The sequence below is a fragment of the Marinobacter sp. MDS2 genome (genome assembly GCF_030718085.1).
Taxonomy (GTDB): Bacteria; Pseudomonadota; Gammaproteobacteria; order Pseudomonadales; family Oleiphilaceae; genus Marinobacter.
Window position 1 is genome coordinate 1,289,995 of the sequence record NZ_JAVAJF010000001.1, and the last position, 23,393, is coordinate 1,313,387.

Annotated in this window: 21 protein-coding genes, 1 tRNA gene and 1 other RNA gene; 5 read left to right on the forward strand and 18 right to left on the reverse strand. The window is 54.9% G+C overall.

All coding sequences use genetic code 11. The features are described from left to right. Window positions 1–40: 40 nt before the first annotated feature. From rimP to ftsH, 7 genes are all read right to left on the reverse strand, one after another. A complete protein-coding gene (gene rimP / locus Q9245_RS06190; protein ID WP_114334531.1) occupies window positions 41–502 on the reverse strand; it encodes a ribosome maturation factor RimP in 462 nt (153 codons plus the stop codon). A gap of 316 nt (window positions 503–818) precedes the next feature. Then, window positions 819–903 (reverse strand) — tRNA-Leu (locus tag Q9245_RS06195). Between the two features lie 8 nt (window positions 904–911). Continuing rightward, on the reverse strand, window positions 912–1,274 hold the full coding sequence (secG, locus tag Q9245_RS06200; protein WP_305896316.1) for a preprotein translocase subunit SecG: 363 nt from the start codon (window positions 1,272–1,274) through the stop codon (window positions 912–914). Window positions 1,275–1,298: 24 nt separating this feature from the next. Next, on the reverse strand, window positions 1,299–2,057 hold the full coding sequence (tpiA, locus tag Q9245_RS06205; protein ID WP_305896317.1) for a triose-phosphate isomerase: 759 nt from the start codon (window positions 2,055–2,057) through the stop codon (window positions 1,299–1,301). 81 nt (window positions 2,058–2,138) lie between these two features. Further along, on the reverse strand, window positions 2,139–3,482 hold the full coding sequence (gene glmM, locus Q9245_RS06210) for a phosphoglucosamine mutase (protein WP_305896318.1): 1,344 nt from the start codon (window positions 3,480–3,482) through the stop codon (window positions 2,139–2,141). After that, complete coding sequence (gene folP, locus Q9245_RS06215; RefSeq protein ID WP_305896319.1) at window positions 3,482–4,312, reverse strand: dihydropteroate synthase; 831 nt, start codon at window positions 4,310–4,312, stop codon at window positions 3,482–3,484. Before folP ends, glmM begins: the two co-directional genes overlap by 1 nt. A gap of 94 nt (window positions 4,313–4,406) precedes the next feature. Beyond that, window positions 4,407–6,350, reverse strand: coding sequence for an ATP-dependent zinc metalloprotease FtsH (gene ftsH, locus Q9245_RS06220; RefSeq protein ID WP_305896320.1), 1,944 nt, complete (start codon window positions 6,348–6,350; stop codon window positions 4,407–4,409). Window positions 6,351–6,626: 276 nt separating this feature from the next. Between ftsH and yhbY the strand changes: the two genes are divergently transcribed. Further along, window positions 6,627–6,935 (forward strand): ribosome assembly RNA-binding protein YhbY, encoded by a 309-nt coding sequence (gene yhbY, locus Q9245_RS06225; RefSeq protein WP_247060224.1) that lies wholly within the window; start codon window positions 6,627–6,629, stop codon window positions 6,933–6,935. 66 nt (window positions 6,936–7,001) lie between these two features. Here yhbY and greA read toward each other — a convergent pair whose 3' ends face one another. The 7 genes from greA to grpE form a co-directional block, all read right to left on the reverse strand. After that, the gene (gene greA / locus Q9245_RS06230) at window positions 7,002–7,484 is read right to left on the reverse strand and encodes a transcription elongation factor GreA (RefSeq protein WP_114334537.1); all 483 of its coding nucleotides are present in this window, start codon (window positions 7,482–7,484) and stop codon (window positions 7,002–7,004) included. A 4-nt stretch (window positions 7,485–7,488) separates the two neighbouring features. Further along, the gene (gene carB / locus Q9245_RS06235) at window positions 7,489–10,707 is read right to left on the reverse strand and encodes a carbamoyl-phosphate synthase large subunit (protein ID WP_305896321.1); all 3,219 of its coding nucleotides are present in this window, start codon (window positions 10,705–10,707) and stop codon (window positions 7,489–7,491) included. A gap of 80 nt (window positions 10,708–10,787) precedes the next feature. Further along, on the reverse strand, window positions 10,788–11,918 hold the full coding sequence (carA, locus tag Q9245_RS06240; protein ID WP_305896322.1) for a glutamine-hydrolyzing carbamoyl-phosphate synthase small subunit: 1,131 nt from the start codon (window positions 11,916–11,918) through the stop codon (window positions 10,788–10,790). Between the two features lie 382 nt (window positions 11,919–12,300). Further along, window positions 12,301–13,104 carry a 4-hydroxy-tetrahydrodipicolinate reductase gene (gene dapB / locus Q9245_RS06245; protein WP_305896323.1) on the reverse strand — a complete coding sequence of 268 codons (804 nt, stop codon included), beginning with the start codon at window positions 13,102–13,104 and terminating at the stop codon, window positions 12,301–12,303. 11 nt (window positions 13,105–13,115) lie between these two features. Beyond that, complete coding sequence (gene dnaJ, locus Q9245_RS06250) at window positions 13,116–14,249, reverse strand: molecular chaperone DnaJ (protein ID WP_305896324.1); 1,134 nt, start codon at window positions 14,247–14,249, stop codon at window positions 13,116–13,118. A gap of 77 nt (window positions 14,250–14,326) precedes the next feature. After that, entirely contained in the window at window positions 14,327–16,240 is a 1,914-nt protein-coding gene (gene dnaK / locus Q9245_RS06255) for a molecular chaperone DnaK (protein WP_305896325.1), read from the reverse strand. Window positions 16,241–16,332: 92 nt separating this feature from the next. Then, a complete protein-coding gene (grpE, locus tag Q9245_RS06260) occupies window positions 16,333–16,938 on the reverse strand; it encodes a nucleotide exchange factor GrpE (protein WP_305896326.1) in 606 nt (201 codons plus the stop codon). A 257-nt stretch (window positions 16,939–17,195) separates the two neighbouring features. Between grpE and recN the strand changes: the two genes are divergently transcribed. Beyond that, on the forward strand, window positions 17,196–18,875 hold the full coding sequence (gene recN, locus Q9245_RS06265; RefSeq protein ID WP_305896327.1) for a DNA repair protein RecN: 1,680 nt from the start codon (window positions 17,196–17,198) through the stop codon (window positions 18,873–18,875). 75 nt (window positions 18,876–18,950) lie between these two features. Here the strand turns inward: recN and fur are convergent, their stop codons facing one another. Then, on the reverse strand, window positions 18,951–19,370 hold the full coding sequence (fur, locus tag Q9245_RS06270; protein ID WP_199005995.1) for a ferric iron uptake transcriptional regulator: 420 nt from the start codon (window positions 19,368–19,370) through the stop codon (window positions 18,951–18,953). 122 nt (window positions 19,371–19,492) lie between these two features. Here fur and Q9245_RS06275 point away from each other — a divergent pair, with 122 nt between their 5' ends. Further along, window positions 19,493–19,825 (forward strand): outer membrane protein assembly factor BamE, encoded by a 333-nt coding sequence (locus Q9245_RS06275; RefSeq protein ID WP_305896328.1) that lies wholly within the window; start codon window positions 19,493–19,495, stop codon window positions 19,823–19,825. 4 nt (window positions 19,826–19,829) lie between these two features. Here Q9245_RS06275 and Q9245_RS06280 read toward each other — a convergent pair whose 3' ends face one another. From Q9245_RS06280 to Q9245_RS06290, 3 genes are read right to left on the reverse strand one after another with little or no spacing between them, the layout of a single operon-like run. Beyond that, entirely contained in the window at window positions 19,830–20,108 is a 279-nt protein-coding gene (locus tag Q9245_RS06280; RefSeq protein ID WP_305896329.1) for an RnfH family protein, read from the reverse strand. Beyond that, a complete protein-coding gene (locus Q9245_RS06285) occupies window positions 20,108–20,557 on the reverse strand; it encodes a type II toxin-antitoxin system RatA family toxin (RefSeq protein WP_305896330.1) in 450 nt (149 codons plus the stop codon). The genes Q9245_RS06280 and Q9245_RS06285 overlap by 1 nt, the downstream gene beginning before the upstream one ends. A gap of 57 nt (window positions 20,558–20,614) precedes the next feature. Then, window positions 20,615–22,213, reverse strand: a complete 1,599-nt coding sequence (locus Q9245_RS06290) for a sodium-dependent transporter (protein ID WP_305896331.1) — start codon at window positions 22,211–22,213, stop codon at window positions 20,615–20,617. A 179-nt stretch (window positions 22,214–22,392) separates the two neighbouring features. Here Q9245_RS06290 and smpB point away from each other — a divergent pair, with 179 nt between their 5' ends. Together smpB and ssrA are read left to right on the forward strand one after the other, a co-directional pair. Next, window positions 22,393–22,872 (forward strand): SsrA-binding protein SmpB, encoded by a 480-nt coding sequence (smpB, locus tag Q9245_RS06295; protein ID WP_114334549.1) that lies wholly within the window; start codon window positions 22,393–22,395, stop codon window positions 22,870–22,872. Window positions 22,873–22,935: 63 nt separating this feature from the next. Further along, window positions 22,936–23,299, forward strand: a transfer-messenger RNA (tmRNA) gene (ssrA, locus tag Q9245_RS06300). The last annotated feature ends 94 nt before the right edge of the window (window positions 23,300–23,393 follow it).

Genomic DNA, 23,393 nt, shown 5'->3' on the forward strand with positions numbered 1-23,393 from the left:
CTTCAAAATAATCAATACATCTAAGAATTCTTGAATACACTTATTCAAAAACCGGAACGATATTGGCTTTATCAATACTGTCGAACGGCAACAAGTATTCGTGATCGTCTACCACGATAACCACCTCGTCACCTTCCACACCTTTGATCAGGCCCTGGAATTTTCGGCGCCCCTCAAAAGCCATACGGAGTTTGAGCTGGACTTTATGCCCAACAAACGCCTGATAATGCTCAAGACGAAACAACGGGCGATCCATCCCCGGGGATGAAACCTCCAACGTATATTCACTCTGGATGGGATCTTCCACATCCATTACGCCACTGACTTGCCGACTCACCTTTTCGCAGTCTTCAATGCCAATACCGTTTTCGGCGTCATCGATAAACACCCGCAGCATCGACTGGTAGCCACGAGAACGAAATTCGATACCCCAAAACTCATATCCGAGCCCTTCTACAACCGGGCGCAGTATCTCTTCGAGTTGATTAAGCTTGGCTGACAAGTGTCGCCGCCTCCGTCTTGAGAATTTTCAATGTACAAAAACAAAAAAAGGGCTGTTGAGCAGCCCTTTTATGCACTAGGGCCCTTGCGCCAGGCCCCTTAATCAAAAAGCCCCTGAAATCGGGGCTTTTTGTTGCAAGAATTCGCAGAAAGCCAAACCCAAAACGGCTAACTGCCGACAGACACCTGGCCTGCCTGGAAGTCAGGATGAATCACTGACTCCAATATCCGCGGAAGTATAGAGATACGAAGCGGATCGGTCAAGGACTGACCAAACAAAGACGGCCTGGATAAACCAAGCCGTCTTTGTTGAAAATTGGTGCCCAGGGCCGGACTCGAACCGGCACAGCTCTCGCTACCACCCCCTCAAGATGGCGTGTCTACCAATTTCACCACCTGGGCAAAAACTCTTACTCGAGCTCTGGAAGCTCGTTTTCTTTCGTCTCGCTGCTTGCGCCTTCGTCCAGAGCAGGAACCTGCTCTGCTGAGGATTCCTGAAGCATCGGGATACCGGCTTCGCCGGCCACTTCAGCACGCTGCTTGGCAAAAATCGCAAGCGAGAAACTTGTCACGAAAAACACAACCGCCATCAAGGTGGTTACACGGGTCAGAAAGCTGCCGCTACCCTGACTACCAAAAACGGTCTGGGAAGCGCCACCACCGAAGGCCGCACCGGCATCAGCACCCTTGCCCTGCTGAATCAGGACGACACCAACCAGCGCCACGGCGATAACGACGTGAACTACAACTACCAGTGTTTCGATCCAATCCATACAGACTCTCGTATTCGTTTCGGCTTAGCTACCCACCGGGAATGACCGGCAGATACTAATAAACTCGTCAGCCTTAAGGGAAGCGCCACCTATAAGACCACCATCGATATCGGGCTCTGAAAACAGAGCGGCAGCATTATCCGCTTTTACACTGCCGCCGTAAAGTACCGAAATCTCTTCTGCGGGTGCATCCATTGTTTTCAGGACGCTTCGAATCTCCGCATGCATCGCCTGGGCATCATCAGCCGTAGCTGTCTTGCCCGTACCTATGGCCCAAACCGGCTCATAAGCCACTACAACTCCTTGCCACTGGTCACCTGCAACTCCGGCCAAACCCTTTCTGACCTGCTCGGCAACCACACGCTCTGCTTCACCAGCCTCACGCTGCTCCAGCGTTTCACCGACACAAAGCACTGCCGTCAATCCACTTTCGAGCACGCGCCCAACCTTGCGGGCTGCGACATCATCACTCTCACCAAACAGCTGGCGACGCTCGGAATGACCCACCAGCACAAAACTGCAGCCAAGGTCTTTCGCCATATCCGCAGACACTTCACCCGTGTAGGCTCCGGATTGCCATTCACTGACATTCTGCAGCCCTAAGGCAAGCTTGCCATCGGACTGCTGCTGAACCAGGGGGACGTAAGGCGCTGGAGGAATGACGACCACCTCTGCAGCGTCATCCAGCCCGACCGCACGATCACAAATCACGCCGACCAGTTGCTGCACAAGGTCTTTCGACCCGTTCATTTTCCAGTTTCCGGCTACAATTTTACGGCGCATATGAACTCTCAAATGTCCCGAGCGTAAGCGAGGGCGAACTATACAGCAGAGATTTCATCTGCACAACCGCCCCGTTTTGAATCAGGGGGTTGACTGCTCTACCACCTCTGCAAGGCTCTCAGCGACGCGAGCAATTTCAGCGGCATCTTTACCTTCTGCCATGACCCGGATCAAAGGCTCAGTCCCTGAAGCTCGCAAGAGAATACGCCCGGAATCGCCAAGCGATTCTTCAGCCTCGCGCATGGCGCTGACGATATCGTCCCGACTCAGCGGATCAAAGCGCTGGGCAACTTTCACATTGATCATGGTTTGCGGCAACTTGTTCATACCACTACGCAGCTCTGACAACGTTTTTCCGGAGTTGCCAATCGCCAACAGCACTTGTAAGGCCGAAATCACGCCATCGCCCGTACCGATGCAGTCGCGAATGACCATATGCCCGGAACCTTCACCACCAACCAGCCAGTCATTGGCCAGTAGCCGCTCCATCACATAGCGGTCGCCAACCTTTGCACGCTCAAACGGTATATCCAGCTCGTTTAGCGCCAACTCGACACCCAGATTGGTCATCAACGTGCCAACCACGCCACCTTCCAGACGCCCCTCAGCGCGCCGCTGTGATGCCAGAATATACAGCAGTTCGTCTCCGTCCACTTCGGATCCGTCCCGATCAACCATGAGGACCCGGTCGCCATCACCATCGAAAGCGATCCCCAAATCAGCACCCTTGTCGATAACCGTCTGTTTCAGGCTTTCAAGATGGGTAGAGCCAACGTTCAGGTTGATATTCAGTCCATCCGGCTCGGCACCAATTACGGTCAGCTTGGCACCCAGCTCGCGGAACACCTTGGGTGCCACGTGGTAGGTCGCACCGTGAGCACAATCCAGCACGACATGCAGCCCATCCAACGTGAATTCATTCGGAACGGTACTCTTACAGAATTCGACATAGCGGCCAGGCGCGTCATCGATCCGACTGACTTTACCCAACTCTTTCGGCTCGCAGACCTCAATCGGCTTATCCAGCCAGCGTTCGATCTCCGATTCCAGCGCATCATCCAGCTTAGTGCCGGCAGCCGAGAAAAACTTGATACCGTTGTCATGGTGAGGATTGTGGGAGGCACTAATCACAATGCCCGCCGACGCCCGGAACGTGCGCGTCAGATAAGCAATGGCCGGGGTCGGCATCGGACCTAGCAGTTTGACATCCACTCCAGCGGCAGAAAGCCCCGCCTCCAGCGCCGACTCAAACATATACCCTGACAACCGGGTGTCTTTACCGATCAACACACTGTTGCGCTGCCCGGCCTTTTTAAACGCTTGCCCGGCCGCCCAACCAAGATGAAGCATAAACTCGGGTGTGATGGGTTGCTCGCCGACGCGACCGCGAATGCCGTCGGTACCAAAATATTTCCGCTGGGACATTACCTTGCCTCCTTTATGGCCGTTACGACTTTGACGGCGTCCACAGTTTCCCTGACGTCATGCACTCGCAGAATGCTCGCGCCTTTCATGGCCGATATTGTCGCGGCTGCGAGGCTGGCAGACAACCTTTCATTCACATCGCGACCTGTGATGGCTCCGAGCATCGACTTTCGGGAGATACCAATCAGTAGCGGATGCCCAAGCATATGCATTTGTTCCATGCCGGCTAGCAGCTGAACATTGTGCTCAACCGTCTTACCAAAACCGAACCCGGGATCAAGAATGATATTTTCCGGTAACACGCCAGCCGCTTCGGCTACTCGCACCCGCTCCGTCAAAAACGAGCTGACTTCCCGACGCACGTTCCGGTAGAACGGCGAATCCTGCATGGTGTCCGGCTCACCCTGAATGTGCATCAGGCACACGGGCACGCCCGCCTCAGCAACCACTTCTGACGCACCGTCTCGTTGAAGCGCCCGGACATCATTAATCAAGCCAGCTCCAACCTTTACGGTTTCCGCCATGACCACCGGATTGCTGGTATCGACAGACACCACCACATCCAGCTCTCGCGCAATCGCCTCAACAACCGGGCACACCCGGTCCAACTCTTGCTGCGTAGAAACCGGAGCGGCTCCCGGGCGGGTTGATTCACCCCCAACGTCCACAAAAGTTGCGCCATCAGCCACCATTTGCTTTGCTCGAAGCACTGCAGCGTCCACATTATTGAATCGACCACCATCCGAAAACGAGTCGGGGGTGACGTTCAAAATACCCATAACATGGCATTCCGACAGATTCAGCTGGCGGCCGGCAAAATTAACGTTCATAGCACAGAGTCCGGTTAGATCTTTAGTGAATACAAAAACAAACGCCGCCCAGAATGTGGGCGGCGTCGGATGTTACTTGCAGCTTTACTGCGAGTTAGTGCTCGCCAGCCGGACGCCCTACTCCGGGCTGACCACCGTCACCCGATTCCTTGGGCTCTGATGCCGGCTCGGCACTTTCCGGCGTTCCACCGGCAGAAGGACCGCTGTCACCCCAGTTTTTCGGCGGGCGTGGTTCGCGTCCCTCCATGATGTCGTCAATCTGAAAGCGATCAATGGTTTCATACTTCATCAACGCATGAGCCATCATATCGAGCTTCTCTCGATTTTCGACCAGGATCTGCTTGGCCGTCTCGTAGCAGGTATCCACGATGTTACGCACTTCCTCGTCGATACGCTGCGCTGTCTCTGGTGAATACACCGTGTGCGACTGACCAGCTGAACGCCCCAGGAACGGCTCTTCACTGTCGGTATCGTACTGCAGCGGCCCCAACTTATCGGACAACCCCCAGCGAGTGACCATGTTGCGCGCAAGGCTGGTCGCGCGCTCGATGTCGTTCGATGCACCGGTGGTGACACCGTCAACACCCAAGGTGAGCTCTTCCGCGATACGACCGCCAAACAAACTGCAGATCGAGCTGATCAGATAGCGCTTGGAATGACTGTACTTGTCCTCTTCGGGCAAGAACATCGTCACACCCAACGCTCGGCCGCGAGGAATGATACTGACTTTATAAACCGGATCATGCTCGGGCACCAAACGCCCCACAATCGCATGCCCTGCCTCGTGGTAGGCCGTATTCAGCTTCTCTTTCTCGTTCATCACCATGGACTTGCGCTCGGCGCCCATCATGATTTTATCTTTGGCCAGCTCCAACTCTTCCATGGACACCAGACGCAGGTTACGGCGAGCCGCAAACAGCGCAGCTTCGTTTACCAGGTTTGCCAAATCGGCACCGGAGAAGCCGGGCGTACCGCGCGCGATCACAGCCGGCTCGATGCCGTCTGCCAACGGTACTTTTTTCATGTGCACTTTCAGAATCTGCTCGCGCCCTTTGATGTCGGGCAAGCTGACAACCACCTGACGGTCGAATCGACCCGGGCGCAGCAACGCTGGATCAAGCACGTCCGGACGGTTGGTTGCGGCAATGACGATAACGCCTTCGTTGCCTTCAAAGCCGTCCATCTCAACCAACAACTGGTTCAGTGTCTGTTCACGCTCGTCGTGACCACCGCCCATGCCGGCACCACGATGGCGACCAACCGCATCGATCTCGTCGATAAAGATAATGCAGGGGCTCTGTTTCTTGGCCTGCTCGAACATATCGCGTACGCGCGAAGCACCTACACCAACGAACATTTCAACGAAGTCTGAACCGGAAATCGAGAAGAACGGAACCTTCGCTTCACCCGCAATGGCTTTCGCCAGCAGCGTCTTACCGGTACCCGGGGGGCCAACCATCAGGACACCCTTGGGAATGCGGCCACCCAGACGTTGGAACTTGCTCGGATCACGCAGGAAGTCAACCAACTCTTTGACGTCTTCTTTAGCCTCTTCTACACCGGCAACGTCACCGAAAGTGGTTTTGATCTGGTCTTCGCTCAGCAGACGGGCCTTGCTTTTACCAAACGACATCGGGCCCTTACCGCCGCCACCGCCTTGCATCTGGCGCATGAAGAACATGAACAGCGCGATGATGATCAGAATCGGGAACGCGGCAACCAACAATTGAGTCCACAGACTCTGGCGCTCAGGTTCTTTACCGATCACCTCTACTTGATTGGCAAGCAGATCGTCCATCAGCTTGTTGTCTGGCACTTGAGGGCGAACGGTCTGGAACTGAGAGCCGTCACCCCGAATACCTTGAATTTCCAGCCCGTCTACCGTCACCTGACGAACCTGTCCTTGCTGGACCATTTCGACAAACTGGGAATAATTAACTTGTTGCCCGCTGGTGGTGGGCGTGAAATTCTGGAACACCATCAGCAGCACAGCGGCTATTACTAGCCAGAGAACTAAATTTTTTGCCATATCGTTCAAGGATCATCACCTGTGAATTGCAGAGCCGCGGCCTGGCCGCTCACCCTTTTCGAACACCTTACACCAAATGTACGCTCGTAAACCAGAAGTGGCCTATCCGTAAAAGACACAGATTCCGGGAAAACGTTCCCCGCCACCAAATCTACAAACCACACCTGTAAGTGATTACAGCCATTTGTAGCGGGCCTCTATCTGTTACAATCGCTCCATTATACTTCGTTGTCAGCATTTAAGCCGCTGACCTTTTGTTAATAGCATTGATAAAGAGATTACATCATGAGCTTGTCATCGGAACAGCGCCGGGAATACCGGGCCATTGCCCACAACCTGAAGCCCATCATCATTGTCGGCGACAAAGGCCTGTCCGAAGGACTTCAAGACGAACTGGACCGCGCCCTGAACGATCACGAGCTGATCAAGATCAAGGTCGCCAGCCAGGACCGGGAGGCTCGCCAGGAAGCCATTGAAGCTCTGTGCAAGAGCGCCAAGGCCGAGTTGGTGCAAACCATCGGTAAAATTGCCGTGATTCTGCGCCGTTCGAAAAAACCCAATCCGAAGCTTTCCAATCTGCTCAGAAACAAATAAGCATTCAGCAACAAAAAAGCCGGCCCGAGGTTCCCCTCCGGCCGGCTTTTCTTTGCCTGCAGTAGCTTAGATGTACTGCACCTCGGCAATTTCGTACTCAACCGTACCGGACGGGATACGAATGGCGACCACGTCACCCTCACTCTTACCGATCAACGCACGTGCAATGGGTGAGGAAACCGAGAGCTTGCCTGCCTTGATGTCAGCTTCGTCTTCGCCAACAATCTGGTAGGTCACTTCTTCATCGGTGTCCATGTTCACCAACTCGACGGTGGTGCCGAAAATGACCTTGCCGGTATTTTCCATCGCGGTCACGTCGATCACCTGAGCCACCGAAAGCTTGCCTTCAATTTCCTGAATGCGCCCTTCGATGAAACTTTGCTGCTCACGGGCAGCGTGGTATTCAGCGTTTTCTTTCAAATCGCCGTGTTCACGAGCATCAGAAATAGCCTGAATAACCCGCGGACGATCTTCGGATTTCAATTTTTTCAGCTCCTCACGCAAGCGGGCTTCGCCCAGCTTGGTCATAGGAACTCTATCATTAGACATATCGTTACTTCCCTGCGTGCAAGTCCTGGAGGCGACGAACTGCGCGCTCCGGACCAAACTTAATGGCTCGGCAGTAGGCTTCGCCACCTGCCAGAGTCGTTGTATAGGTTACCTTGCTCTGCAACGCCGACTGACGGATTTGCGACGAGTCAGAGATGGCCTTACGGCCTTCGGTGGTGTTGATAATCAGCTGAACTTCACCGTTCTTGATCGCATCCACAATATGCGGGCGACCTTCCCGAACCTTGTTCACGTGCGCAACCGCTATGCCCGCCTCTTCCAGTGCCTTAGCGGTACCGGTTGTTGCAATGATGTTGAAGCCAGCTTCAATCAGCTCACGGGCCACTTCGATGGCGCCCGGCTTATCGACGTTTCTCACCGACATGAACGCCGTGCCCTCTGTCGGCAACTTATCGCCAACGGCCAATGACGCCTTGGCGAACGCTTCGTCGAAGCTGTCACCCAGACCCATCACCTCACCGGTCGATTTCATTTCCGGCCCAAGAATCGGGTCAACCGACGGGAACTTGTTGAACGGGAACACAGACTCTTTCACCGCGTAGTAAGTCGGTACGATTTCCTGCGTGAATTCCAGTTCTTTCAGAGTCTTGCCGGACATAACCCGGGCTGCAACGGCGGCCAGCGACAAACCAATGGCCTTGGATACGAACGGCACGGTACGAGAGGCCCGCGGGTTCACCTCAATCACGTAGATTTCGCCGTCCTGCCAGGCCAGCTGGACGTTCATCAAACCGATCACTTCCAGCTCAATGGCCATCTTCTTGACCGCGTCACGCATGGCGTCCTGCACGTCGGCAGGCAAACTGTACGGTGGCAGCGAACACGCGGAGTCACCGGAGTGAATACCCGCCTGCTCGATGTGCTGCATGATGCCGCCGATCACGACGTCGGTGCCGTCAGAGATGGCGTCGATATCCACCTCGATGGCGGCGTTCAGGAAGTGGTCCAGCAGTACCGGGCTGTCGTTAGACACCAATACGGCACTTTGCATGTAGCGAACCAGTTCGGTTTCGTCGTAGACGATTTCCATGGCACGTCCGCCCAACACGTAGGACGGACGAACCACCAGCGGATAGCCGATTTCACGAGCAGCCACAATGCCTTCTTCGTGGCTACGAACCGTGGCGTTTTCAGGCTGCTTCAGGCCCAAGCGCTGGATCATCTGCTGGAAGCGCTCACGGTCTTCGGCACGGTCAATCGCATCCGGGCTGGTACCGATAATCGGAACACCGGCCGCTTCCAGGCCGCGCGCCAGTTTCAGCGGTGTTTGACCGCCGTACTGAACAATCACGCCTTTGGGCTTCTCAACTTCAATGATTTCCAGAACGTCTTCCAGAGTGATCGGCTCGAAGTACAAGCGATCCGAGGTGTCGTAATCGGTGGACACGGTCTCCGGGTTACAGTTGATCATGATGGTTTCGTAGCCGTCTTCGCGCATCGCAAACGCGGCGTGAACGCAGCAGTAATCGAACTCGATGCCCTGACCAATCCGGTTAGGACCACCACCGATGACCACGATTTTTTCGCGATCCGATGGATCCGCCTCGCACTCTTCTTCATAGGTGGAGTACATGTAAGCGGTGTCTGAGGCGAATTCGGCCGCACAGGTGTCCACCCGCTTATAAACCGGACGCACGCCCAGATCGTGACGCAACTTACGCATGCTGGCTTCAGAAATGCCGAGCAGCTTGGCCAATCGAGCGTCAGAGAAACCTTTGCGCTTCAGACGGAACAAGGTGGCGTAATCGATATCGGCCTTGCCTGCGGTCTTCAGGGCAGTTTCTTCTTTGATCAGATCTTCAATCTGCACCAGATACCAAGGATCAACCTTGGTGTGCTTGAACACTTCGTCAACCGTCATACCCGCGCGGAAGGCGTCACCGATGTACCAGATACGCTCTGCACCCGGGACGTTCAGCTCGCTGGTCAGTGTTTCACGGGAATTCTCCGAATCCAGGTCTTCCAGCTTCTCATCAAAGCCTTCGGAGCCCACTTCCAGGCCACGCAGTGCTTTCTGAACCGATTCCTGGAAGGTCCGGCCGATGGCCATGACTTCACCGACCGACTTCATCTGCGTGGTCAGGCGGGCGTCTGCCTGCGGGAATTTCTCGAAGGTAAACCGGGGAATCTTGGTAACCACGTAATCAATGCTCGGCTCAAACGAGGCCGGGGTAACACCACCGGTGATTTCGTTCTGCAGCTCATCGAGGGTGTAGCCAATGGCCAGTTTGGCGGCAACCTTGGCAATCGGGAAACCGGTTGCTTTCGACGCCAGCGCCGAGGAGCGAGATACACGCGGGTTCATCTCGATCACGACCATGCGGCCAGTGTCGGGATTAATGCCGAACTGAACGTTGGAGCCGCCGGTTTCAACGCCGATTTCACGCAGTACCGCCAAGGAGGCGTTACGCATGATTTGGTATTCTTTGTCGGTCAGAGTCTGGGCGGGAGCTACGGTGATGGAGTCACCGGTGTGCACGCCCATAGCATCGAAGTTTTCGATGGCGCAGACGATGATGCAGTTGTCGTTTTTGTCACGAACCACTTCCATCTCGTACTCTTTCCAGCCGATCAGAGATTCGTCGATCAGCAGCTCGTTGGTTGGAGAGAGATCCAGGCCACGAGTACAGATTTCTTCAAATTCGTCTTTGTTGTACGCGATACCACCACCGGAACCACCCATGGTGAACGACGGACGAATAATGCATGGGAAGCCGATTTCTTTGGAGATTTCCCAAGCTTCTTCCATGGAATGGGCGATGGAAGCGCGCGGGCACTCGAGGCCAATTTTCTTCATGGCCTGATCGAAACGGTTGCGGTCTTCGGCTTTATCGATGGTGTCGGCGTTGGCGCCGATCATTTCAACGCCGTGTTTGTCGAGAACGCCGTATTTTTCCAGATCCAACGCGCAGTTCAGTGCGGTCTGGCCGCCCATGGTCGGCAGCAGGGCATCCGGCTTTTCTTTCTCGATGATTTTTTCGACGGTTTTCCAGTTGATGGGCTCGATGTAGGTGGCATCGGCCATGACCGGATCCGTCATGATGGTAGCCGGGTTGGAGTTCACCAGAATAACCCGGTAACCCTCTTCTCGCAGGGCTTTACAAGCCTGAGCTCCGGAGTAATCGAACTCGCACGCCTGCCCGATCACGATGGGGCCAGCGCCCAGGATCAGGATGCTTTTGATGTCGGTACGTTTTGGCATGTCTTGGTAAACCTGTCAGCAACTTTTGAATTCTTGCAGCGCAGAACGCAGCGCCTGTCGTTATCCGTGGTGATCCGGGTTTAGGCGGATCGTGCTTCCATCAACTGGATAAACTCGTCAAACAGGGGCGCTACATCGCCGGGACCGGGGCTGGCTTCAGGGTGGCCCTGGAAGCTGTAGGCCGACTTGTCGGTCAGGCGAAGTCCCTGCAACGTTCCGTCAAACAATGATTTATGGGTTGCCTGAATGTTCGCAGGCAATGTGGACGCATCCACCGCAAAGCCGTGGTTCTGACTGGTAATCATGACGACACCGCTGTCGAGATCTTGCACCGGATGGTTCGCGCCGTGATGGCCGTGGTTCATCTTCATGGTTTTGGCACCGCTGGCCAATGCCAGTAACTGGTGCCCCAAACAGATCCCGAAAACAGGAATGTCGGTTTCCAGTACGTCTTTGATTGCGCTGATAGCGTAATCGCAGGGTTCCGGATCTCCAGGGCCATTTGACAGGAAGATGCCATCAGGGTTCATGGCCAGCACTTCAGAGGCCGGAGTTTGCGCCGGTACAACGGTAATATCGCAGCCGCGGGAAGCGAGCATGCGCAGGATGTTGTACTTTACGCCGTAATCCCAGGCGACCACTTTGAATTTGGCATTGTTTTGCTCACCGTAACCAGTAGCCAAGTCCCATTCGGACTGTTTCCACTGGTAGGGTTTTTCGCAGGTTACTTCTTTGGCCAAATCCATGCCTTTGAGGCCCGGGAAGGCTTTTGCGAGCTCAAGGGCGCGCTCGGCTGTGGCGTTTTCGCCAGCCAGGATGGCTCCGTTCTGGGAACCTTTGTCCCGGAGGATTCGGGTCAGGCGGCGGGTATCGATGTCAGCAATGCCAACGATGTTGTTGCTTCGCAGGTAGTCTTCGAGGCTACCCTGGCTACGCCAGCTGCTGGCAATCAGAGGCAGATCACGAATGATCAGGCCAGCGGCGTGTACGCGGTCGGATTCGACGTCTTCTTCGTTAACGCCGGTGTTGCCGATGTGCGGATACGTCAAGGTGACGATTTGGCGCGAGTAGGACGGGTCGGTCAGGATTTCCTGGTAGCCGGTCATGGCGGTATTGAATACCACTTCGCCGCTGGTTTCTCCGTCTGCGCCAATGGCGGTGCCGTAGAACAGGCTTCCGTCTGCGAGTGCAAGGATTGCTGGTGTACTCAAGGCTTGTATCCTCATCGAGTGGCGTAAGTTCGTCACGAACAGGAACGCAAGCGCAAAGTCAGGTTGCAAAAAAGCGAGACTGAGTGGTGGCTCGGTCCCGCTTTTCTAGAAACTTTTCAAAGGTACGCTTGGTGCAAAAAAATCGACTTATTCTACGAATTTTGTCGCTTTTTGTCCATCGCGAATTACGATCTGGCTTGATATAGATGACCTTTGGCTCTGCAGCCCTAGGCTCCGGCAGTGGCTCGTGGGTTCGCGTTCCGAAAACCGCTACGAGCACATCCATGTGCGCTTCTCTCAGGCCATCCTTGGCCTTCGAAATTTTCGGAACGCGAACCCACGACCCCCTACCTCAGAATCGGCCGATCAACCCTGTTGCAAATCAACCTTTGAGCTTCAACACATCCTGCATGTCGTACAAGCCTGCCGGCTTATCCTTCAACCACAATGCAGCGCGCATGGCACCTTTAGCGAAAGTCATGCGACTACTGGCCTTGTGGGTCACTTCGATGCGCTCGCCTTCGGTGGCGAACAGTACAGTGTGATCACCCACAACATCGCCAGCGCGAATAGTTTCGAAGCCGATTTCTTTGCGGGTGCGCTCACCGGTGAAGCCTTCACGACCGTAAACGGCACACTCTTTCAGGTCACGCCCCAGTGCATCGGCAACGACTTCGCCCATGCGCAGTGCGGTCCCGGAGGGCGCGTCTTTTTTGTGGCGGTGATGGGCTTCGATGATTTCTACGTCGTAGTCGTCACCCAGCGTTGCGGCCGCTGTCTTCAGCAGGTTCAGCACCACGTTTACACCTACGCTCATGTTCGGCGCGAAGACCACGGGAACAGACTCTGCCGCTTGGGCGAGCTGCTCTTTTTCCGCGTCGGTCATGCCGGTGGTGCCGATCACGAGCATTTTGCCGTTGGCTTTGCAGAACTCGGCGTTTTCCAGCGTCAGGTCCGGGAAGGTGAAATCGACCAGTACGTCAAAGTCGTCTTTCACATCCGCAAGACTGGCGGCCAGCTTTACGCCGGTTTTGCCAATGCCTGTCATGTCGCCGGCATCTGCGCCGATAAGGCTACTATCTGGCTCGACAATCGCTGCACCCAGCTCAAGCCCTTCGGTGCCGTCCACTGCCTCGATCAACACTTTACCCATGCGCCCGGCGGCGCCAATGATTGCTACCCGCATCAGCTCTGTCCTCAGAATTTCATTTCGTCAAAGAAACTTTTCACACCCTCAAACCAAGAGGTTTTCTTCGGAGCATGCTCGGAACCATTGGAATCGTCCAGCGTCTTCTGGAATTCACCCAACAATTCTTTCTGACGCTTGGTCAGGTTCACCGGCGTTTCTACCATGACACGGCACAGCAAATCACCGGCCGGGCCACCGCGAACGGGGCTAACACCCTTGTTGCGCAAGCGGAACAGTTTGCCAGTTTGCGTTTCGGCCGGGATTTTCAGCTTCACGCGGCCATCCAGTGTCGGCACTTCCAGCTCGCCACCCAAGGCGGCATCAACAATACTGATGGGCACTTCGCAATATAAGTTGCGGCCATCGCGGGTGAAGATTGCGTGTTCACGCACCGCCACCTGCACGTACAGGTCACCAGGAGGACCACCATCCACACCCATTTCGCCTTCACCGGACAACCTAATACGATCGCCAGTATCAACACCCGGCGGCACTTTCACCGACAGGGTTTTCTCTTGTCTTACGCGGCCTTGCCCGTGGCAAGACTTACACGGGTTCTTGATGATCTGACCCGAACCACGGCACGTCGGGCATGCCTGCTGCACCGTGAAGAAACCCTGCTGCATACGCACCTGCCCCATACCCTGACAGGTTCCACAGGTTTCCGGGCGGGAGCCTTTTTCAGCGCCGCTACCGTCACAGCTGTCACATTCCTTATGGCCGGGAATAGTAATTTTGACGTCTTTACCTTTGACCGCCTCTTCAAGGTCCAGCTCCAGCGTGTAACGCAGGTCGGAACCCCGGGTGTTGCGTGCGCGACCGCCGCCGCCACCGCCGAAGATGTCACCAAATACATCCCCGAAGATGTCTGAGAAGTTGCCACCACCACCGAAACCGCCGCCACCGCCGGCCTGGCCGTCTACGCCAGCATGCCCAAACTGGTCATAAGCTGCGCGTTTGTTGGCATCCATCAACACTTCGTAGGCTTCGCTGGCCTCTTTGAACTTGTCGTCGGCGTCTGCATCATCCGGGTTACGGTCGGGATGGTATTTCATCGCGAGCTTACGGTACGCCCGCTTGATTTCTTTATCTTCCGCGCCCCGGGAGACCCCAAGTACTTCGTAATAATCGCGTTTGGCCATGCTTAAAATCCTGTTGCTATAACGCGGAAAACGCGGACATCGGCCCGCGCTTTCCAACTACCTGATGTACTTAGGATTTACTTCTTGTCGTCTTTGACTTCTTCGAACTCGGCATCGACGGCATCATCGGCTGCCTGAGCTTCTTCGCCTTCCTGGCCGGCGGCTTGTTCAGCCTGATCCGCGTACATCTTCTGCGCAAGCTCGGAGGATACTTCGGTCAGCTTCTGGGTCTTGGCTTCGATATCATCTTTATCGCTGCCAGTCAGAGCTTCCTCAAGATCCTTGATCGCAGCTTCGATAGACTCTTTCTCGCTATCGCTTACCTTGTCGCCAGCTTCGCTCAGGGTCTTGCGCACAGCGTGAACCATGCCGTCACCCTGGTTGCGAGCCTGAATCAGCTCTTCGAACTTGCGATCTTCCTCGGCGTTCGCTTCGGCGTCTTGTACCATTTTTTCGATTTCGTCATCGTTCAGGCCGGAAGAGGCCTTGATGACGATGGACTGCTCTTTGCCAGTCGCCTTGTCTTTCGCAGACACGTTCAGAATACCGTTGGCGTCGATATCGAAGGTAACTTCGATCTGCGGCACACCGCGCTGCGCCGGCGGGATGTCGGCCAGGTCAAAACGACCCAAAGACTTGTTCTGTGCCGCCTGCTTACGCTCACCCTGAACAACGTGGATGGTTACTGCAGTCTGGTTGTCTTCCGCCGTGGAGAAAGTCTGGGACTTCTTGGTCGGAATGGTGGTGTTCTTGTCGATCAGCGGAGTTGCTACGCCACCCATGGTTTCGATACCGAGGGTCAGCGGAGTTACGTCCAGCAGCAGTACGTCTTTCACATCACCAGACAGTACCGCACCCTGAATCGCAGCACCCATGGCTACCGCTTCGTCCGGGTTCACGTCTTTGCGCGGCTCTTTGCCGAAGAACTCTTTCACTTTCTCCTGAACCAGCGGCATACGCGTCTGACCACCAACCAGAATCACTTCGTCAATTTCAGAAGCGCTCAGGCCAGAGTCTTTCAGAGCCACTTTACAAGGCTCAAGGCTGCGCTGAACCAGATCTTCTACCAGAGATTCCAGTTTGGCACGGGTCAGCTTGACGTTCATGTGCTTAGGACCGGTCGCGTCTGCAGTTACGTACGGCAGGTTCACGTCGGTCTGCTGGCTGCTGGACAGTTCAATCTTGGCTTTCTCGGCAGCTTCTTTCAGACGCTGCATAGCCAGGGAGTCGCCACGCAGGTCGATACCGCTGTCTTTCTTGAACTGGTCCGCCAGGTATTCGATCACTTTCAGGTCGAAGTCTTCACCACCCAGGAAGGTGTCGCCGTTTGTGGCCAGAACTTCGAACTGGTGTTCGCCGTCAACGTCAGCGATTTCGATGATGGACAGGTCGAAGGTACCACCACCCAAGTCGTATACAGCTACTGTGCGGTCGCCGCTTTGCTTGTCCATGCCATAGGCCAGAGCAGCTGCGGTCGGCTCGTTGATGATCCGCTTAACTTCCAGACCTGCGATCTTACCGGCGTCTTTGGTGGCCTGACGCTGGCTGTCGTTAAAGTAAGCCGGAACTGTGATAACTGCGGCGCTTACGGTTTCGCCCAGGTAGTCTTCTGCCGTTTTCTTCATCTTCTTCAGAGTTTCTGCAGAAATCTGCGGCGGAGCCATTTTCTGGCCCTTAACATCTACCCACGCATCACCGTTGTCTGCTTTGGTGATTTTGTACGGCACCATCTTGATGTCTTTTTGCACGACGTCGTCTTCAAAACGACGACCGATCAGACGCTTGATGGCGTAAAGAGTGTTGTCCGGGTTGGTTACCGCCTGGCGCTTAGCTGACTGACCAACCAGCGTCTCGCCATCATCGGTGTAAGCAATGATGGATGGGGTGGTGCGATCACCCTCGGCGTTTTCAATTACCTTTACCTTGTCGCCGTCCATTACGGCTACACAGGAGTTGGTGGTTCCGAGGTCAATACCGATAATCTTGCTCATAAATTCACTCCAAATCTTGCTGAAATCTGCCCGAAGTGATGACACCCCGGTTGCTTCTGTTTAATGGCTATATTGGCGCTTTATTCGGTTTTTCAAGCCTGCTCGTCGATTTTTGGTGCACTTTCTGCCTTCGCTACCACAACCATGGCCGGGCGAACGACACGACCGTTCAGCAGATAGCCTTTCTGCACAACTGCCACGACACTGTTCGGTTCAGCATCGGGTGCGGGCACCATCGACATGGCTTCATGTTGCTGCGGATCAAACGGCTCGCCAACAGGGTTCAACTGTTCAACGTTGAACTTTTTGAGACTGCCGAGGAACAAGCCCAGCGTCATCTCAACACCCTGACGAATGGAAGCCACCAGTTCACCCGACTCTTCACTTCCTTCGGTGCTTTCAACAGCTTTTTCCAGGCTGTCGGCAACCGGCAGAAGCTCTTTGACGAATTTTTCCAACGCGAATTTGTGCGCTTTTTCGACGTCCAGCTCTGCCCGGCGACGAACGTTCTGCATCTCTGCCTGAGCGCGCAGAGCCTGATCCTGGTACTCCTGCAGCTGTGCTTTCAGCGCATCCAGTTCAGAAACTTCACCCGCATCGGCCTGCTCTTCAGCAGCCTGCTGTTCTGCGTTCGCAGTCGCCTCTTCTACCTCTACCTGTTCTTCTACTTGCTCGTTGCGCTTATCGTCAGCACTCATGATCACTCCCAATACGTTTTCCAGCGCCCAAAGGCACGCGGCGAATAGAGCCCGCCGATCAAAACGGCAGGAAAATATGCTTTGCGAACCGATATGGGGTTCCGAGATTCAGATTCAACCTTTTCAACACCGGATTCTTTCGTTTTTTTGCCGACCAAAATTTGCAAACCCTAAAATCACTGTATATATTCACAGCAACTGTATAGGCGAACAGTATTATTCCAGTAGCCCTTCCGGGCCCAAGCAGAGGTATCGGCATGCTTACACAACTTACCGTTTCCAACTACGCCATCGCCGAACGCGTTGAGCTGCAATTCAACAAGGGCATGACAGCACTAACCGGGGAAACCGGCGCTGGCAAATCCATTGTTCTGGATGCGCTGGGCCTGGCCATGGGCGGTCGCGCAGACGCAGGTGCTGTGCGTCACGGCGCCAAGCGCGCCGACATCACCGCCAGCTTCGACATTTCCAACATCCCCGAGGCGGGCAAGTGGCTGGAAAGCCACGATCTGGACGAAAAAAATGAATGCATCCTGCGCCGCACCATCAGCAAAGACGGTCGTTCCAAAGCCTTTATCAACGGCCAGCCGTCGCCACTGTCGCAACTGAAAGAACTGGGCGGGCTGCTGATGGATATCCACAGCCAGCACCAGCACCAATCCCTGCTTCGTAAAGAAACTCACCGGAAACTGCTGGATGAGTTTGCCGGCGCCGAACAACAGGCCGAGCAAACGAAAGCTGTCTGGAAAAACTGGCACCAAACCCAGCAGAAGCTATTCCAGCGCCAGCAAAACGCTGACGAAACCGAAGCCAAGCTTCAGCTGCTGCGATATCAGGTGGAAGAACTCGACCGCCTGGCACTGGAAGACGGCGAACAAGAAAACCTTGAGCAGGAGCAAGCACAACTCAGCCAGGCCGATGCCATCTTGCACTGCAGCCATCAGGCGGCTCAACTGTGCACAGAGGAAGAATCCAGTGCCGCAAACAGCCTCCGCCAAGCGCTGCAGCTGCTGGAACAGCTGCCAGCAGAGGTACCGGCTTTGGCGGACACCCTGCAGATGCTGCAGGAAGCGCAGATTCAGATTTCCGAAGCGGGCGACAATCTGCGGCGCTTTGTTGATGATTATGAAGCTGACCCGGCAAGGCTTGCGGAAGTTGAAGAGCGCTTGAGCGCGGTTTATCAGATGGCGCGCAAACACCGCATCGGGCCGGAAGAACTTCCTGACCTGCACCAACGTCTTCGTGACGAACTGGAAGAACTGGACGGCGGCGCCGGCAGCCTGGAGCAACTCGAAGCAGAACTTGAGACATACAAAGCCGAGTTTGACGCAGTTGCAGCACAACTGTCGGCCAAGCGAGAGCAAGCCGCTGCCGAATTAGACCAACGAATCGCCCACGAACTGGCACAACTGAGCATGCCGTCTGTGCAGTTCGTTACTCACTTGAACAGCGATAAAGAAGACGTACCGGCACCACACGGCCGGGAAGACATCGAGTTTTTGGTCAGCGCCAACCCCGGACAACCGGCCCGACCCTTGGCAAAAGTAGCCTCCGGCGGGGAATTGTCGCGCATCAGCCTGGCCATTCAGGTCGTGGTTGCCCAAACCTCGACCACGCCTACTTTGGTGTTCGACGAAGTGGACGTTGGTATTGGCGGTGGCACTGCTGAAGTGGTTGGCCGCTTGCTGAGATCGCTGGGAAGCAACGGTCAGGTTCTCTGCGTAACTCACCTGCCCCAAGTGGCGGCGCAAAGCCATCAGCACCTATTTGTGAGCAAATTTACCGAAAAAGAAGCGACCTTCTCGCGCATCGAAGCGCTTAACGACCAAGGCAGAATTGATGAGGTGGCCCGCATGCTGGGCGGCGTGGATATGACCGAACAAACAATCGCACATGCTAAAGAGATGGTTGTGAAAGGTCAGGCAACCCATCACTGAGTAAAGAATCCCCTCTCGATTCGAGAGTTTTTGGGGCCCGCCTATGCCGGCCCCTTTTTTATTGCTTCTATTTACTTACTTGTCGCCAGATTTTATCGGCTTAACGTACAAGATCAGGCTATGCTCCACGATCTCGTATCCGTGCTCGGCCGCGATTTTCTTCTGACGCTCTTCAATCACTTCATCGACAAACTCGACAACTTCGCCGGTCTCGGTACACACCATGTGATCATGGTGGTCTTCACCCGCCATTTCGAACACGGCATGGCCGCCTTCAAAATTGTGGCGAAGAATCAGCCCCGCTGTTTCGAATTGGGTCAGCACCCGGTACACGGTTGCCAATCCCACGTCGTCGCCTTGGTCTAACAGTTTTTTATAGACGTCCTCGGCACTCAAATGATGCTCTTTAGCATTCTCAAGGATATTGAAGATCTTAACTCTCGGAAGAGTTACCTTAAGACCGACTTTTCGTAATTCGGTGTTTTCAGATGACATGCTAGTATTCACTCTTTGGTGTGCCTTACGGCTTCCGGTATGATGAAGCCGCCGTTCAACGGTTAGCCCGTTTCACTCCTGCTCCAGGCAGGCGAACTCAAGATAGAGGATTTCCCTAAGCGATGCAAAAGCTCACCGCTATCGTTCTTATTACCATTATATCTCTGGCGGGATGTGTTTTCCCGGGCGTTTACAAAATCAACGTCCAGCAGGGCAACATTGTCACTGACGAGGAGCTGGCAAGCTTGTCGGAAGGCATGCAACGGAGCCAGGTTCATGCCTTGCTGGGAACGCCTTTGATGCTGAACCCGGTAGATCCCTCACAGGAATACTACATCTATACCTTCCAGCGCCGTGGCGGCGACATCGAAGAGCAGCGCATCGTTGTGTACTACGATGAAAACAGCTATCGCTATCACGAGGCCAAGTTGCTCGACGAAACGCCGGCTTACTAAAATCTCACGCCTTTTTCTTGGCCCGGTTTAAACGGGCCTGTTTGGGGTCGATGATCAAAGGCCGGTAAAGCTCCACCCGATCGCCCTCGTGCAGAACATGGCTGGCCGGCTTTTTCACCACCTTGCCAAAAATACCCATATCGATATCGTCAGGATTGATTTCCGGGAACACGTCTACAATACCTGACGCCTTCACCGCCTCAAGTGCCGTGGTACCCTCCGGCACAGCGACTTCCAGAATCTGTTGCTTGTCCGGCCGCGCGTAAGCCACTTCAACCCGCATCAGCAAAGCTCCCCTGCTTTATACACTTCATCGGCACGACGGCAGAAAGCATCCACCATGGTATTTGCCGCTTGATTGAAGACCGGCCCGAACGTCATCCGGGCCAGCGAACCCGAGAACTCAAACTCCAAACTGAGAATTACCTTACAGGCGTTGGAGTCCAGCGGGCGAAAGTGCCAGCGACCAGTCAGGTTCTTAAGCGGCCCCTCCACCAACTTCATTTCAATGGATTCCGGCATTAACAACTGGTTACAGGTGGTCAGCGTGTGCCGCACGCCACCTTTCGCGATTTCCAGCGACGCCATGATTTCTTGATCGGTTTGCTGGTGCACCTCCGCGCCAGCACACCATGGCAAAAATTCAGGGTATCGGGCTATGTCATTCACCAAGTGGAACATACGCTCCGCTGAATGCATGACCAGCGCTGTTTTATCTATCTGATGAGCCATAAAACCGGAATTCCTACCTTTCGATGTAATCGCGCCCCACCGACAGGGGGCAATCGGCTAAACACTATGATAAAGGATATCGTCTTCACTGGGAGCCGCACGTTCCCGATTTGCGTCTTCGCCCACGCTCGCTTTTGTCGAGGTGGTTACGTTTGAACCTTCATCAACTCCGTTCTCCGGTTTCGGGTCCGACGCACGCTCTGGCACTGAAGGCTCTTCAGCAACCGAGCTTTGGCCTGTCGAGCACCAGATTGCTGCGCTGCCATTTTCGCACAGGTTCGCTAATGATACTGCCGTGTATTGGATTCCGATCCAGGCCACAACCAACGGCAGGATCAGGCGCATTGACCAAAGCCATGCCTTGCGGAACAACACAGGTGCATCGCCCAGCATACCGGCCGAATATCGCTTGGTTAGCCCCCACCCGGCAAAGGTTGCGACCAGGATGGCGACCAAAGGAATCAACACGCCACCGGCAACCAATTCAATCCAGCGATAGGTCGTAGCACCCGCCAACCGATATTCAGACCATACGTTGAACGAAAACAAAGAGCCTAAACCCGCGAGCCAAACGGCGGTGCCCACAATGATGACCGACCAGGATCTTGGCGCCCCCGTCCACTCCCGAAACCAGGCAACCACCGACTCCAGCAAAGCAATCGAGGTTGCCCATACCACCAACATGACTGCCAAAAACACAGCAGTAATAACGACCTGACTGAACGGCACCGGAGCCAGCGTAACCGGAAGGGAAATAAACAACAGCCCGAACCCGTGTTGACCGTCCAGGCTGCCACTGCCCGATGCCACCGAGAACATCATCACACCGACCACAATGGCGATTAAGGTATCCATCAGCACGACCGCCAACAACGAACGCTTCAGCCTGGTATGGGAGGTACTATAGGCTCCGAAAATAGCCCAGACACCCACACCTAAGCCCAAAGTGAAAAAAGCGTGGAAGAATGCCGCCTGAAGGCTTTCAAGACCAAACTGCGCCGGCCGGAGAACCAAAATACTATCAATGCCCGATGCCAACTGGCCCTGTGTTGCCGCCACTCCGAAGAGCCCGAACATCAGCACTAAACCGCCAGGCACAATCATCCGCAGTGACCGCTCGACTCCGCTCACCACGCCACGAGCTGATACCCACACCACCAGCAGCAAAAAAAAGGCATGCCAGCCCATAAACTCCCGGTGACGCCCGGAGCTCGACACCAGTTCCGCCAGAATCCCCGTGGCCTCTGCCGTATTGGCACTCCCGAAGCTGTCCGTCGCACCAAAGAAGATATAAGCGACAACGATTCCGCCAAACACCGCGGTAAACGAAAGCACCAGAAACGACGCCAGAATGCTGAGCGGCCCAGCCAAACGCCACACCGGCGAGCCGCCTGCCGTTTTAACCAACCCATCCATCGCCAGCACCATACCGTGGCGAGAGTGCCGGCCAATCGCAGCCTCGGTCACCATTAGCGGGAGCGTGACCACAAGCAAACAGACCAGATACGCCAGCACAAACAGCCCTCCGCCATGAACGCTGGCGAGATACGGGAACTGCCACAGATTGGCGAGCCCCACGGTTGCGCCCACCGAGGCCCAGAAGAAGGTTGATTTTCGGGTAAATGACCCGATAGATGTCTGATACTTACTCGACATTTTGGTCCCTAATGTCAAAAGGCTCGTTATTGTAGCCGACAGTATGGCCCAGGTACGAATGCCAACAGGCCATCCAAGGCCAAATCGTGACCCGCCCGGCCCTACTGGGCTACAATGCCCGTTTTGCCGGCAACCAGTATTGGCCAGCAAATTCATTTTTCAGATTCCGAGAAGGTTTCATGAGTAAGAAAAAGCCTGGTATGCCCAGCAGCACCATCGCCCTCAACAAAAAGGCGAAACATGAATACCATATAGAGGAACGCTTCGAAGCGGGCATCGCCCTGCTCGGCTGGGAAGTTAAATCGTTGCGGGCTGGCAAAGGCCAGATCACCGACGCCTATGTGTTGTTGAAAGACGGCGAAGCTTTTCTGCTCGGCGCCCACTTTCAACCGTTGACGGCCGCATCCACTCACGTGATTGCCGACCCAACCCGCACACGCAAACTGCTTCTGCACGCAAAGGAGCTGGCCAAGCTGATCGGGGAAACCAGTCAGGCAGGCCAAACATGCGTACCTCTCGCTCTGTACTGGAAAGGCAACAAGGTAAAATGTGAAATCGCTCTGGTGAAAGGCAAGAAGCTGTTCGACAAGCGCGCCACCGAGAAAGAGCGCGACTGGAACCGTCAGAAGCAACGGATCATGCGGGAAAACGCCGGCTGATCGTACAAACCGCAACAAACAAGCCTTGAAGTTATGCAAGGCGCCCACATATACTGTGGATAAGGGGACGACATGGCTTCGACGCTGGTGGCGAACCCTTGGGTGCATGTCGAGATGGCAGCGAATCTCGTTAATCCAAAGCTGCAATGCAATAGTCGCAAACGACGAAAACTACGCACTAGCAGCGTAAGCTGCTAGTCGTCCTGACCGGGTCGCCCGTAGCCCGGAAGCAACATCTCAGGACGTCATCGCTTACGGGACGCTCCGTTATCCAGAGTTCACTGGCTAACGGCTAAGATTTAAAGAACTCGCCTCCTGCACCCTGGCCTTCGGGTCGCTTGAGGTTAAATCAATAGAAGGACATAAACATGTAGATCTCAAGGCATAGTGCTGGCGGACGCGGGTTCAATTCCCGCCGTCTCCACCAACCAAGAGTTTTAGGGGATCCAGCAAGATCCATTAAAACACCCTAAAGCCCCGGAAACGGGGCTTTTTTATGTCGATAACATCCATGTTAATCC

What these genes read in the sequence shown, in the direction of transcription:
- secG (WP_305896316.1), bottom strand. Translation starts at nt 1,274, where the DNA reads ATGGATTGGATCGAAACACTGGTAGTTGTAGTTCACGTCGTTATCGCC.
- tpiA (WP_305896317.1), bottom strand. Translation starts at nt 2,057, where the DNA reads ATGCGCCGTAAAATTGTAGCCGGAAACTGGAAAATGAACGGGTCGAAA.
- glmM (WP_305896318.1), bottom strand. Translation starts at nt 3,482, where the DNA reads ATGTCCCAGCGGAAATATTTTGGTACCGACGGCATTCGCGGTCGCGTC.
- folP (WP_305896319.1), bottom strand. Translation starts at nt 4,312, where the DNA reads ATGAACGTTAATTTTGCCGGCCGCCAGCTGAATCTGTCGGAATGCCAT.
- yhbY (WP_247060224.1), top strand. Translation starts at nt 6,627, where the DNA reads ATGAGCTTGTCATCGGAACAGCGCCGGGAATACCGGGCCATTGCCCAC.
- greA (WP_114334537.1), bottom strand. Translation starts at nt 7,484, where the DNA reads ATGTCTAATGATAGAGTTCCTATGACCAAGCTGGGCGAAGCCCGCTTG.
- carB (WP_305896321.1), bottom strand. Translation starts at nt 10,707, where the DNA reads ATGCCAAAACGTACCGACATCAAAAGCATCCTGATCCTGGGCGCTGGC.
- dapB (WP_305896323.1), bottom strand. Translation starts at nt 13,104, where the DNA reads ATGCGGGTAGCAATCATTGGCGCCGCCGGGCGCATGGGTAAAGTGTTG.
- dnaJ (WP_305896324.1), bottom strand. Translation starts at nt 14,249, where the DNA reads ATGGCCAAACGCGATTATTACGAAGTACTTGGGGTCTCCCGGGGCGCG.
- dnaK (WP_305896325.1), bottom strand. Translation starts at nt 16,240, where the DNA reads ATGAGCAAGATTATCGGTATTGACCTCGGAACCACCAACTCCTGTGTA.
- grpE (WP_305896326.1), bottom strand. Translation starts at nt 16,938, where the DNA reads ATGAGTGCTGACGATAAGCGCAACGAGCAAGTAGAAGAACAGGTAGAG.
- recN (WP_305896327.1), top strand. Translation starts at nt 17,196, where the DNA reads ATGCTTACACAACTTACCGTTTCCAACTACGCCATCGCCGAACGCGTT.
- fur (WP_199005995.1), bottom strand. Translation starts at nt 19,370, where the DNA reads ATGTCATCTGAAAACACCGAATTACGAAAAGTCGGTCTTAAGGTAACT.
- Q9245_RS06275 (WP_305896328.1), top strand. Translation starts at nt 19,493, where the DNA reads ATGCAAAAGCTCACCGCTATCGTTCTTATTACCATTATATCTCTGGCG.
- Q9245_RS06280 (WP_305896329.1), bottom strand. Translation starts at nt 20,108, where the DNA reads ATGCGGGTTGAAGTGGCTTACGCGCGGCCGGACAAGCAACAGATTCTG.
- Q9245_RS06285 (WP_305896330.1), bottom strand. Translation starts at nt 20,557, where the DNA reads ATGGCTCATCAGATAGATAAAACAGCGCTGGTCATGCATTCAGCGGAG.
- Q9245_RS06290 (WP_305896331.1), bottom strand. Translation starts at nt 22,213, where the DNA reads ATGTCGAGTAAGTATCAGACATCTATCGGGTCATTTACCCGAAAATCA.
- smpB (WP_114334549.1), top strand. Translation starts at nt 22,393, where the DNA reads ATGAGTAAGAAAAAGCCTGGTATGCCCAGCAGCACCATCGCCCTCAAC.